This window comes from Pseudoalteromonas ostreae (genome assembly GCF_018069805.1).
Classification (GTDB): domain Bacteria; phylum Pseudomonadota; class Gammaproteobacteria; order Enterobacterales; family Alteromonadaceae; genus Pseudoalteromonas; species Pseudoalteromonas ostreae.
This window is the reverse complement of record NZ_JAGPYN010000009.1, coordinates 14,037-26,722: the sequence shown is the minus strand read 5'-3', so window position 1 is coordinate 26,722 and position 12,686 is coordinate 14,037. Positions and strand designations below refer to the sequence as shown.

11 protein-coding genes are annotated in these 12,686 nt (G+C 39.7%); 9 read left to right on the top strand and 2 right to left on the bottom strand.

The features are described from left to right. Positions 1 to 141: 141 nt before the first annotated feature. Positions 142 to 921, bottom strand: coding sequence for a DUF2189 domain-containing protein (locus J7338_RS08905; RefSeq protein WP_210796743.1), 780 nt, complete (start codon positions 919 to 921; stop codon positions 142 to 144). A 198-nt stretch (positions 922 to 1,119) separates the two neighbouring features. On the opposite strand from J7338_RS08905, the gene J7338_RS08900 reads away from it, so the two are divergent. The 4 genes from J7338_RS08900 to J7338_RS08885 all read left to right on the top strand — a co-directional run bounded on the left by J7338_RS08900 (position 1,120) and on the right by J7338_RS08885 (position 5,908). Further along, a complete protein-coding gene (locus tag J7338_RS08900) occupies positions 1,120 to 1,500 on the top strand; it encodes a BlaI/MecI/CopY family transcriptional regulator (protein ID WP_210796742.1) in 381 nt (126 codons plus the stop codon). Positions 1,501 to 1,526: 26 nt separating this feature from the next. Next, positions 1,527 to 3,071 carry a M56 family metallopeptidase gene (locus J7338_RS08895; protein WP_210796741.1) on the top strand — a complete coding sequence of 515 codons (1,545 nt, stop codon included), beginning with the start codon at positions 1,527 to 1,529 and terminating at the stop codon, positions 3,069 to 3,071. Between the two features lie 229 nt (positions 3,072 to 3,300). Beyond that, complete coding sequence (locus J7338_RS08890) at positions 3,301 to 4,713, top strand: MBOAT family O-acyltransferase (RefSeq protein ID WP_210796740.1); 1,413 nt, start codon at positions 3,301 to 3,303, stop codon at positions 4,711 to 4,713. Beyond that, positions 4,688 to 5,908, top strand: coding sequence for a hypothetical protein (locus tag J7338_RS08885; protein WP_210796739.1), 1,221 nt, complete (start codon positions 4,688 to 4,690; stop codon positions 5,906 to 5,908). Before J7338_RS08890 ends, J7338_RS08885 begins: the two co-directional genes overlap by 26 nt. A gap of 124 nt (positions 5,909 to 6,032) precedes the next feature. On the opposite strand, the gene J7338_RS08880 is transcribed toward J7338_RS08885, so the two are convergent. Continuing rightward, a complete protein-coding gene (locus J7338_RS08880) occupies positions 6,033 to 6,215 on the bottom strand; it encodes a hypothetical protein (RefSeq protein ID WP_210796738.1) in 183 nt (60 codons plus the stop codon). 578 nt (positions 6,216 to 6,793) lie between these two features. Between J7338_RS08880 and betI the strand changes: the two genes are divergently transcribed. The 5 genes from betI (at position 6,794) to J7338_RS08855 (ending at position 12,614) form a co-directional block, all read left to right on the top strand. Beyond that, positions 6,794 to 7,384, top strand: a complete 591-nt coding sequence (gene betI / locus J7338_RS08875; RefSeq protein WP_210796737.1) for a transcriptional regulator BetI — start codon at positions 6,794 to 6,796, stop codon at positions 7,382 to 7,384. A gap of 1 nt (position 7,385) precedes the next feature. Next, the gene (betB, locus tag J7338_RS08870; protein WP_210796736.1) at positions 7,386 to 8,849 is read left to right on the top strand and encodes a betaine-aldehyde dehydrogenase; all 1,464 of its coding nucleotides are present in this window, start codon (positions 7,386 to 7,388) and stop codon (positions 8,847 to 8,849) included. Further along, the gene (gene betA, locus J7338_RS08865; protein ID WP_210796735.1) at positions 8,849 to 10,519 is read left to right on the top strand and encodes a choline dehydrogenase; all 1,671 of its coding nucleotides are present in this window, start codon (positions 8,849 to 8,851) and stop codon (positions 10,517 to 10,519) included. Before betB ends, betA begins: the two co-directional genes overlap by 1 nt. Positions 10,520 to 10,653: 134 nt before the next feature. Next, the gene (locus J7338_RS08860; protein WP_210796734.1) at positions 10,654 to 11,871 is read left to right on the top strand and encodes a BCCT family transporter; all 1,218 of its coding nucleotides are present in this window, start codon (positions 10,654 to 10,656) and stop codon (positions 11,869 to 11,871) included. Between the two features lie 32 nt (positions 11,872 to 11,903). Next, positions 11,904 to 12,614: a TorF family putative porin gene (locus tag J7338_RS08855; RefSeq protein WP_210796733.1), complete on the top strand. Its 711-nt coding sequence runs from the start codon at positions 11,904 to 11,906 to the stop codon at positions 12,612 to 12,614. The last annotated feature ends 72 nt before the right edge of the window (positions 12,615 to 12,686 follow it).

The window sequence follows — 12,686 nt, the reverse complement described above, 5'->3', positions numbered from 1 at the left end:
TATCTAAATATGCACAACTTTAGATCTAAAAATAAATCCTAACAGGGGTAATAGTTAACTTTAGAGCGAAGTTTTTTAATTTGTTGAAATAGTTTTCCTCTTTCGCCGCTGATCGTCATCACAGTATCAATGCGTTTTAATTTACTCATACTCTCGAGCTTTCTTGGTTTTAATTACAGCAATATAGCCGTGCCAGCTGGCATAGCTTAGCAGCGGCATAATAACTATAAAGCCAGTAGCACCAGTGACAAAACCAAGTGCAACCAGTATAAAAATGCACGCAGACCAAACAACCATTGCTGAAAAGTTGGTTTTAACTGCATTCATTGATGACATAACGGCGGTCATTATATCTACCCGTCTTTCCATCATAATTTGTGGGGTAAATGCTGAAATAGCAAATACAGTAACCAGCAAAATTCCGCCGATAATAGTGCCTAAAGTTAAAAAAGCGGAGAGTTCTTCAAATGTAGGATTAGCATGGCTTGGGTAAAGTGCATGAACTATTGCTGCAAGGCGCATCCATATAATCATTATTACCATCAGTAAAATTGCAAATCCCCATTCACCTACTGGGTTTCTGAACATTGACTTTAATGAATGTAGTAACGTTGGTGTATGACCTTTTTCTAGCTCCCAGGCAACGTCATAGAGAGCGACTGCAAATACAGGGCCAATCAAAGCAAATGCGACACTGGCTGGTAAAACAACTAAGTAACTATTTATGAACACTGCAAAATAGACAATTGCCAACGGAATGAGGGTAAAAACGAGCCCATAAATTAAACTCAAAATAGGGGCTCTGGCCATATCTTTAAACGCTAAGGCAAGCCAATGAAAAGCAGAAAAAGTGCTGACCTTATTGCACTCTAAACAGCGCGCAAACTCGGAGTGTTTATCTATAGTGTTTGTTGACGGCATAAGGAGCTTCCTCTAAAGGCTACTCTTAAGGTTTAGATCATGTAGCCATTATTTACAAATTTTAAAGAGTTTTTAGCTAGGGTTACGAGTACTGATACAAAAGCTTAAAAACTAATTAATTAGTTGATAGGTTGAATTGGGCACGCTATAGTATTTAAAACTAATTAATTAGTAGAACTTTAAAAAAGGTTAAATACGATGGCTAGAAACAAATCAAATCAGCTTACCGATGGTGAGCAAAGTATTATGCAAGTGCTTTGGAGAAGTGATGAGGCGTCTGTGCGCGATATAACAGATGAACTATCAAAAGAAAAACAAATCGCTTACACCACAGTACAAACGCTATGTAAGATCCTTGCTGAAAAAGGCTATGCTGATTTTAGAAAAGAAGGTAAAGCGTTTATTTATACACCAAAGATTACTCAAAAAGAAGCGCGGCAAAGTGCATTAACTTCAATGCTGAATAAGTTTTTTGGTGGCTCACCTAAGGTATTGGCACAGCATTTAATGCAAGAGACTGACATTGATCTTGATGATTTAGAAGCATTACAGCGTAAAGTTGACCAAAGTAAAGATTAACAAACCTAGATAAGGACGTTAGGACAATGATGATTGAATATACCTTATTAACAACGTTAGCATTTCATCACCTTGTTATTGGTTTTACACTTTTATTGGGACTTACGTTAATTAATAAATGTGTTCCATCGGGGGCTGAGTTGAAAAGCTGGTTGTGGATGACGGCGTTTATTGCCGCAACAGTCATCCCCTTTACCTTGATCACAATGGATGCGGATAAAACTTCAAGCGTTATAAATTCAGTTGCGCAATCAGTTGATTTAAAAACTGAAGATAGCTTTTCAGCAACGGATAATAAAGTCGCTATGAGTGATCAGGAGAGTAACTGGCATTTACCCAGTGAAATTATATTTAATTTTTCATTTTTGCTAAGTATAGCTGTATTCACCTGGCTTACAGGCAGCGTTTGGCGAGTATTTACAGTATTGTCATCATATCTTCAAACACGCTATTTAATAAGCTCAACAATTGAAAAAGCGCCACATTTATCAGCCCATATTAATACAGATGTTTATACTTCAAGCAAAGTATCCTCTCCTTTAGTTGTAGGGATTAAGCAACCTAAAATTATCCTTCCAAAAAGCCTTACCGAGCAACTCAAGCATGAGCAATTACTAGCGATAGTGCTTCATGAAAACGCGCATATTAAACGAAAAGATAACTGGTTTGGCTTATTTCAAGAAGTTATTGCTATTTTATTTTGGTGGAGCCCAGTGATCCGCCTGCTTAATAAGCAAATTCATGTAGAGCGTGAAATAGCGTGTGATTTACGCGCAGTAAACGAAATTAAAAATACGCAACAATATGCGCAATCACTGATTGATTGTGCAAAGTTAATGGTAATGCAGCAAAGAAGTGTGTTGGCAATGGGGCTTTTTAGTAAGAAAAAAGAGCTAAATTATCGCATTGGTGCAGTGTTAGAAAATAAGCAATTTAAAAAGCCACGTATCGCTATAATTGCTTTGGTGTGTGCAGTGCTAGCTGCTACAACGATTCAAGCAACGCAGGCATTTTCACCCAAAATTAGTATTAAACATACTGTAGCAGATGCCCGTCATTATTCACTGTTACCACAAATCGAGAGCACTTTATTAATTGATGCGGTCACGCGTAATGATATTGATGCGATAAGTGTGCTGCAACATGGTGGGGTTGATATTAATGTCCCAGTGATTGGTGATGGCACTGCGTTAATGATTGCCGTGAAACAAAATAACAAAGCAATGACACAGGCATTAATTGACTTAGGCGCTGATGTAAATCAGTCATCAAGTGGTGATGGTAACCCGCTGATAGTTGCTGCGATGAGCAATAATATTGAACTGGCAACGCTATTGTTAGATAACGGCGCTGATATAAATGCAATTGTGCCGCGAGATGAAACGGCCCTTATTAATGCTGCATATTTTGGTTTTTACGACATGAGCCAACTATTAATTTCACGGGGCGCTGATGTAAACTTAGCCGTTACGACAGGGGTTTCTGATGGTTATCAGCGACGCTCGCCCCTAAACCGTGCGCGTACTGAGTCAATTAAAGCGCTACTAATAGCCAATGGGGCACGCGAATGATCTATATTTCACTTCACTCCCCCCCCTGAATGCGTTGATCTAACTTGGCTGATGAGCGAATGCAAGTCAGCCTGCGTCAAATTTATTTAAATTACTTCAATTAACTGTTGATTGATTTTCACCCTACTTCTAGTGGGTTAGCCAAACTCGTCCTAAATAAAGGAAATAGTATGTTTATTCGTTATCAAAGAATACATATCACACAAAAAATAACAACGAAGGTGACACCATGATCTTTAATACCCCCATATTTTTTTGGTTTTTTGCCATTTTTATTTTGTTTTACGGTTTTGTTTTTTTTAAACAAAAGCCCAAAGTGTATTTGATTTTAGTCGGCAGCTTAGTTTTTTATGGCGCATGGAATTATAGTTTTATTCCCTTGCTGGTGGGCAGTGGGGTAGCCGATTACTTTATTGCTCAAGCTATATTCAAAGCATCAACACAGCAACGTAAAAAGCAATGGGTTACGTTATCTGTGCTGCTTAATTTAGGCTTATTAGCGGTGTTTAAATATGCTGACTTTGTACTCAACTCTGTGTCTGAACTGCTATCTACGCTGGGTTACAATACCTCCATTGAGACATTAGGGTGGGTACTGCCTGTTGGTATTTCTTTTTATACTTTTCAAAGTTTAAGTTACACCATTGATGTTTACCGTGGCGATATGAAACCACGTAAAGGCTTAGTTGAATTTGTTGCTGCTTTATCGTTTTTCCCACAACTGGTTGCAGGCCCAATTCTTCGTGCAAGTCATATTTTGCCACAAATGCACGCCATTGCCTTGCCTAAATACACTGCTGTAAAACATGGTTTTTTACTGATCACTGTGGGGCTGATTAAAAAAACTGGTGCAGATATATTGGCTATCCCTGCACAACATGCTTTTGAGGCAAAAGGCCCCATAAGCACACTGGAGCTTTGGACTGGCGTATTGGCATTTGCAGGGCAAATATACGGTGACTTTTCGGGTTATACCGATATGGCAATTGGTATTGCGCTGATACTCGGTTTTAGTATTCCACTTAATTTTAGAGTACCTTACTTCGCACTTTCTCCGGTTGATTTTTGGCGTCGTTGGCATATTTCCCTCTCTACATGGTTACGAGATTATTTATATATTTCATTAGGCGGGAACAGAAATAATAACCGCACCCGTAATGTGTTTTTAACTATGCTATTGGGTGGTTTATGGCATGGTGCGGCGTGGACCTTTGTTGCGTGGGGCGTATTTCATGGCGCTATTATTACTGCCACGCACTATTTAGCTGGGCTGAAAATATTTGCACGTTTTAATCAATCCAGCGCGCTGCTTGTCACTTTCATTAAGTGGGCCATCACGTTTTATTTAGTCCTTATAGGTTGGGTGTTTTTTGCAGCTAACGACTTAACTTCTGCCATAGATATTATTACTAATTTACATGTATTTAATTCAACAATAGCAGCAGGAAACAACGCAATGACTATTTTTGTAATGACCAGTGTATGGGTGTTACTTGTACATATTATGGACTTTTACGTGATTAAGGGCGCTGATAAGCTGGAAAATAAACCATGGCTATTTTGGCTGTTAATGATGTTAGGACAAGGTGTGTGTTTATTTATCGGGGAGCCAAGTAATGAGTTTATCTATTTCCAATTCTAATCATCAAGGTACAGCAATAATGACATCACAAAAATTATATGGAAAGTCGATTCTTGTTATTGGCTTATGCATGGCTTTCGCACTTATCAGTATTCATCTTATTTTACATGGGATGGGGGCAAATTCACAAGGCGTATTAGGTAGGGTCACTGAGTCACGGGCGGCTTTGCCACAAATAGTGAAAGAGCCGAACGATATAGTCATGTTTTTTGGTTCATCAATGACGCGAGCTGGGTTTTCGCCGCGAAAATTTGATGCTGATTTAGCGCAGCGGGGTAAGCAGGTTAAATCGTTTAATTATGGCTTTGGTGGGTTAAATCCATATTTTCAAGATTTTTTATCACGACGTATTGCGGATGAATTTGTCAAAGAAGATCGTAAAATCAAGCTAACCATGATTGAGTTTAATCCGTTTCAAACCACGCAAACACGCTGGGATAGAGCTGCGCCAGTATTAGACTCGTTTTTAACGTTGCTTGCCAATGACGAGGAGTTAATGGCAATTGCAAAAAATGATCTTACTCGTGGCGTACGGTTATTCAATATAAAGTATTTACGCGGTAATATCTCAGCAGAAATGATCACCAGCTTTTTTGGCCGAGGGGTGTTTCCTCCTCAGTCACATCAAACGTTTAAAGATGATGATGAAACTATTGCTCAGCGTCGTCGCTTAGGGCGATTGCTTGGTGAGAAGTTTGATGAAGAATACCCTAATTATAAGGGCGCAGAATGGAGCTATGAATGGCAAGGGGGCGGTACAATCCCACAAGAGCGATCAGCAGAAACGTTAGCTATATTTAACGACTATTACCGCGTTACGCAAACTGATAACGAAATGAAAAACGATCGCCTTAGTCGTATTCGCAGTGCCGATATAGAAGAACTGCATTTTGAGCCGTTATTAGTTGAGCACTTTATTAATATTATAAAAAACTTTCAACGTGTATCTGAGAACGTTGAAGTGATCATGCTGCCAAAAAATAGCAAGTGGATAAAAACAACACCAGAGGCTGAAAAACGTTTAGCAGAAGTAATAGCGCAAATAGAGCAAGCCACTGGTATTAAAATGAAAAACCATCAAAATATACCGCAAATAACCCCGAAAATGTACCGTGATACCACGCATTTATCGCGTTATCGTGGTGATATTGCTTACACAGATTATCTAATAGAGCAGTATCAAAGTTTGTTTTAGTTTTTACAGTGGTTAGGCCGAATAAGTTAAATGCATCAGCGGGTGAGAAAATGCCTAAACGCTAACTTATCACGTTGATGCTTTTCGCCGTTATTTGGTAAAGTTGTTATTCAATATTGTTTATTTAAAAAGTTTGAAATTTAAGTTGTTGGTGAAGTCGTAAAAGGAGCTTGTTTTTAAGGTTTACTGCTAATGTACCTTCGGCCGGTTGATTAATAAGCTCATTTGCTAAAGCTTGATATTCGTCATCACTAAGCGTGGTGATTGCTACGAGTAAAGGTTTACGAGAATAAATGCGTGCCAGCATGCACTGGCCTTGCTCAGTAAGTCGGTTTACTTTATTAATGAAATCGACGTGTTTTTGCTCTAATAAGTGTCTGCATTGAGTGTCGATAAATGTTATTAGCTCTTAAAAACTGTGGTAATTCAATTAACAAAAAACGATGATTAAAAATACGGCAAAGCTATAAATAGTGAGTATGCCAATCAGCATCAGCGTTATATTCACCGCACCAGCTTGAAATTTACCTAAGTAAAAGTGGTGTAAATTTGCAGCAAAAAACCAATATATTCATTAAAATTAGACATTGAGTTTCCTACAGTTGGTTTTTTGATAGATAATTTTGTGATTTTAAAAGTGATATCTGGGACTGGGCAGGTATAGTTTTCAACCCAATAAAGCTGATTTTTGTCGCATTTACATTAATAACAGCTATTTTTCGATTTTTTTCGCAACTTTTTCATAAGCCGATTTATCGACGCTAGTACAGTTACTTAGGGTCACTTAACTCACTTGATTTTAGCCCATTCACAGTTTGTCAACCTTGAATAATCAGTTCCATTACTCTAACCTTTATCTTTATTGAACATTCAATTAATAAAAATATGCCTAAAGTTGGAATGGAACCTATTCGTCGTCAGCAGCTAATTGACGCGACTATAAGTTCGGTTGCTGCACTTGGCTTACAAGCAACAACCATTAATAGTATCAGTAAAAAAGCAGGGTTATCATCGGGTATTATTAGCCATTATTTTGGTGGTAAGCAGGGCTTGATAGAAGCCACTGTGCGTTATTTATTAACCAATCTAAAACACGAGCTGATCAAGCAAGTAACGCCAACAACGACCCCTGAGCAAAGGTTAATGCTGATAATAGAAGCTAATTTTGCCAGATTACAACAGCGCAGCGATACCACTAAAACTTGGTTAAGCTTTTGGGCGCAATCGATGCACGATGTTCAGTTGCATCGCTTACAGAACGTAAATAGCCGACGACTTCTTAGTAATTTAGTCAGCTCATTTAAACAATTGATGGGTGATGATGAAGCCAAACTTGCTGCGCAGTTATGTGCGGCAATGATCGATGGCTTATGGTTAAGAGCGGTACTAAGTAAGTCTGATCAAGATCAATTTGCACATTGTGAACAGCTAGCAAAAAACTTTGTATGTTCACTTATCAAACAGTATGGAGCTTAAGGTGACAACACCTGTTTATCAAAATTATATCAATGGTCACTTTTTAAAAAATCAAAGTGGCGAAACATTTGCAGTTAAAAACCCAGCAACAGATGACGTAATTTATTATGTAGAAGTGGCAGATGCGTTTATTCAAAATGCGGCTATTCAAAGCGCTAAACAAGGATTTGCTGCATGGTCAACTATGAGTCCGATTGAACGTAGTCGTATCTTACTAAAAGCGGTTGCATTATTGCGCGAGCGTAATGATTTACTTGCAAAAATAGAAGTGCTAGATACCGGTAAGCCATGGCAAGAAGCCGAGTGTGTTGATGTGCAAACTGGCGCTGATGTAATCGAGTATTTTGCAGGGCTAGCACCTGCCCAAGTTGGCCAACAGCAAATGGTTGGCGAAGATTTTTATTACACCCGCAAAGAGCCATTAGGGATTTGTGCCGGAATTGGTGCGTGGAACTACCCGCTGCAAATAGCTTGTTGGAAATCAGGTCCGGCACTGGCTGCGGGTAACGCATTGATATTTAAACCTTCAGAAGAAACACCACTTGGCGCAATCAAGCTTGCCGAAATATTCACTGAAGCGGGTGTACCTGCGGGCGTATTTAATGTGGTGCAAGGTGCAGCAGAAGTCGGCCAGTGGTTAACACAATCAGCTGATATTGAGAAAGTATCGTTTACCGGCGAAGTAGGCACAGGCAAAAAAGTAGTTGCTAGTGCTGCGGGTTCATTAAAAGATGTCACCATGGAACTTGGTGGTAAATCACCACTGCTAGTATTTGATGATGCCGATATTTCACAGGCAGTAAGTGCTGCAATGTTAGGTAATTTTTATACGCAAGGTGAAATTTGCACTAACTGCACCCGTATTTATGTACACAAAAATGTTTATCAGCAATTTATTGATGAGCTTAAAACACGCACTGAAGAAAATATTATAGCGGGCGATCCACTCGATCCAAACGTTAACTTTGGCGCATTAATTTCCAAAAAGCATCAACAATTAGTGATGAGCTATATCGAGAAAGGCATCAGCGAAGGTGCAACGTTATTAACGGGTGGTAAAGCACTGAGCCCAGCTTCTGCACCAAACGGTTACTTTGTTGCACCAACGGTATTTATTGATTGCACTGATGATATGACGATCGTCAAAGAAGAAATCTTTGGTCCCGTAATGAGCGTATTAACCTTTGATGACGAAGATGATGTAATTCACCGTGCTAACGATACTCACTTAGGCCTTGCTGCAGGCGTGTTTACCAAAGACATTAAGCGCGCACATCGTGTTATTCATCAGCTGCAAGCAGGTATTTGTTGGATCAACAGCTACGGCAATTCGCCTGCAGAAATGCCTGTGGGCGGTTATAAGCAGTCAGGTATCGGTCGTGAAAATGGCATTGAAACACTTGATCATTACACCCAAACTAAATCGATTTATGTCGGTATGACTAATATAGAGAGCCCATTTTAATGACTGCACTAACGTATGATTACATCATAGTGGGTGCAGGGTCGGCGGGCTGTGTACTGGCTAATCGTTTATCCGAAGATAGCAGCAACCGCGTTTTATTATTAGAGACTGGCGGCAGCGATAAAAGCATTTTTATTAAAATGCCTACCGCGCTATCAATTCCGATGAATTCAGACAAATACGCGTGGCAGTTTCATAGTGAAGCTGAACCGTATCTAGATGATCGTCAAATGCACTGTCCGCGTGGCAAAGTGTTAGGTGGCTCATCATCTATCAATGGCATGGTGTATGTACGTGGCCATGCTAAAGACTTTGATGAATGGCAACAACATGGTGCACAAGGGTGGGATTATCAATCCTGTTTACCGTATTTTCAAAAAGCAGAATCATTCTATTTAGGTAAAAACGACTATCGTGGTGATCGTGGCCCTTTGGGTGTGAACAACGGTAATGAAATGGCGAACCCGCTTTATAAAGCCTTTATCAAAGCGGGCCAGCAAGCCGGATATGCAGCCACTGACGATTATAACGCAGCGCAGCAAGAGGGTTTTGGTCCAATGCACATGACCGTTAAAGACGGTGTGCGCAGCTCTGCAAGTCGTGAATATTTAGACCCAGTGAAGTCACGTAAAAACTTAGTTATTGTTACTGGTGCGTTGGCTGAAAAGGTGTTGCTTGAAGGCAAAAAAGCCGTTGGCGTGCAGTACAAAGTTAATGGCGATATTGTTAAGGCAAAGGCCAGTAAAGACGTTATTTTAAGTGCCGGTCCGATTGGTTCGCCGCATGTCTTGCAACTTTCGGGTATTGGCGACAGCGAAATACTTAAAGCCGCAGGTATCGAGGTTAAGCACCATTTACCTGGAGTTGGGCAAAACCTGCAAGATCACTTGGAGTTTTATTTCCAGTATAAGTGTAAGCAGCCAATTACCTTAAACGGCAAGCTTGGCCTTATTTCAAAGGGCCTTATTGGCGCGCGTTGGTTATTAAACCGCAGCGGTCTTGGGGCGACTAATCATTTTGAATCTTGTGCATTTATTCGCTCAAAACCGGGGGTTGAGTGGCCTGATATTCAATATCACTTTTTACCTGCGGCAATTCGTTATGACGGTAAAAGTGCTTTTGATGGCCATGGTTTTCAAGTCCATGTAGGGCATAACAAACCTAAAAGCCGCGGTGCAGTAACAATTAAATCGGCTGATCCAACGGTTGCACCTAAGATCCAATTTAACTATTTACAGCATCAAGATGATATTGAAGGGTTTAGAGCCTGTGTGCGTTTAACACGTGAAATCATTGAGCAAAGTGCATTTGATGATTACCGCGATGGCGAAATCCAACCAGGTAAAGAGATTCAAACAGATGAACAAATAGATGCTTTTGTACGTCAGGCAGTTGAGAGTGCTTACCATCCTTCATGTTCATGCAAAATGGGTGAAGATGAACTGGCAGTAGTAAACTCAAACACTCAAGTACATGGCATTGAGGGACTGCATGTGGTGGATTCATCAATCTTCCCAACGGTTCCTAACGGAAATTTAAATGCGCCAACCATTATGGTGGCAGAAAAAGCGGCTGACTTAATTTTAGGTAAGCCACCACTTAGTAAATCGCATGCAGCGGTTGCCATCGATTCACAATGGCAAACTGTGCAGCGTAGTTCGGAGATCTAATAAAGTCACCTGAGACACATGTTGTGTCTCAGGGCTTGCAGTGGCGCGCATCATAAGTAGTTTGTGATGCGTTAATGCGAGATTAAAACACGGAGAAAAAATGACGTATTTTCATTTATTTTGGGGGGCAAATTATGACCTTATGGCTTAGCGCAGGCATTATTTTCACCCTACTAGCAATTGTGGCAATTTTAGTAAAATGGGGCAATGTAAAGTGTGTTGGCGTCACACCAGTAAGGACATTTACCTTTATTGCCATCTTATTTACATCAGGCTTAGATGTTGGCTTGATCATGTTTCCACTCACTGAGTTTGCAGGTTATGCAGACATAAAAGCAAGCCCAGAGTACGCGTTTGCCAATCCATTAGCCATCGAGTTTGGTTATTGGGGCTTTCTGATCTGGGGATTTTATTTTCTTACGTGCTTTTATTTCTGTGTAATAGAACCTAAAGTAAAATTTTTCGAAATTCCTTGGGTTAAATTAATCAATAATGCAGTTATTATTGGTACTTGTGCCTTCACCGCCTTCTTATTGCTCTCTAACCTACCTTGGTATTTACCGAGTTTAGGTGATGGTGAGTCAATAATCCCATCATTTTATTTAATTGTATTTGCAGCTATTTGCTTTGCAGTGTATTCAAGCACTGATATTAAATATGTACGTTTTCTAAGTATTTCAACTACCTGGTTATTTATAGCGCTAATTGGTTTTATGTGGTTTGGCGCGTTTATGGGTGAAAATGGCCAAGTGTCAGATTTTACAAATAATTTAACGTTAATTGGTAGTTACTTTGGCAATATTAATCAATTTGTACTGCCACTCAATGATTATCATGAGTTTTATTTATTTTGGTGGTTTGCGTGGAGTATTATGATTGGTCAATTCACTTCGCGCTTTGTTGGTGGATTAAAAACCTATCAAGTATTGGGCGCTATGTTGATTTTCCCTTCAATCCCAATTGCAATTTGGTTTAACGTACTTTACCACTATCATGAAGCGGGTATACCGACCGAAGGAATTAAAAATATTGCAATGGTATTTGTTGGTGTAGTGTTTGTGATCAACTCGCTTGATTCACTGATCCGTTTATACACAGACAATATGGGTATGACGGTTAAACGTTTAGGTAAATTTAAATATATTGCGCTAAATGTTGTCGCTCTTTCATTATTAACCCTATTATTTAAGCTGAATTTTTTACAAATTCAGTGGGTCGGAATGTTAGTAATTGCTTTATTCTTTGCGTGTGCAACCTATATTGGTTATAGCAAAGTTAAAACAGTGAGTAATATTGATAGTTCACCGAAAGACAACAAAATTGACTACACAAAAATCGAATCAGTTAGCTAGATATTAGCTTATACAGTAGCGAAGGAATTAACATGACAACACAAAAAACATTATTAGCAGTCGCATTACCGTTTGCACTTTTTTCAACTTCAGCATTGGCTGATTGGTCAGCAACCGTAACCGGGGCATCAGATTATACCTTTAATGGTGTGAGCCAAACGCAAAACGACCCAGCGTTACAAGGTAGCCTTGATTATTCATTTGGCGAGTCAGGCATGTATGCTGGCACGTGGGCGTCAAACGTTGACTTTGGTGACGACACAAATATTGAATGGGATGCATACTTTGGTCGTTATGCGCAGTTAAATGAAGCGCTCAGTATTGATTATGGCCTTTCGTATTATAGCTACCATGGGCAAAGCAATTCAAGCGATGGCAATTACTTTGAAGCCTACACTAAATTTGGTTACGCCAGTGAGCTAGGGCAAACAGAGCTTAACTTTTGGTATAGTTGGGATTATTTTGGTACAGGTGCAGGCAATGTGATCTCTATGGTTGCACACACTATTGAGCTTGCGCCTAACCACGCACTGCGGGCTAGCTTTGATATTTCAAACTCTTTGGATGGTGACAAGTACGCATGGGATGGAACCGATGGCAAATCATACAATCACTATCGCTTAGCCTATCAAACAAGTTTTGAAGGCTTTGATATTGAAGTTGCGGGCGAGAATACCAGTTTAGATATCGATACGGCCGATGAACGTATTGTGCTGTTGATAGGCCGTACTTTCTCACTTTAAGTGTTAACAGATTATTTTGTTTAAGCACCAAAACGGCCATGTTACATGGCCGTTTTTTATCTTTCACCACGC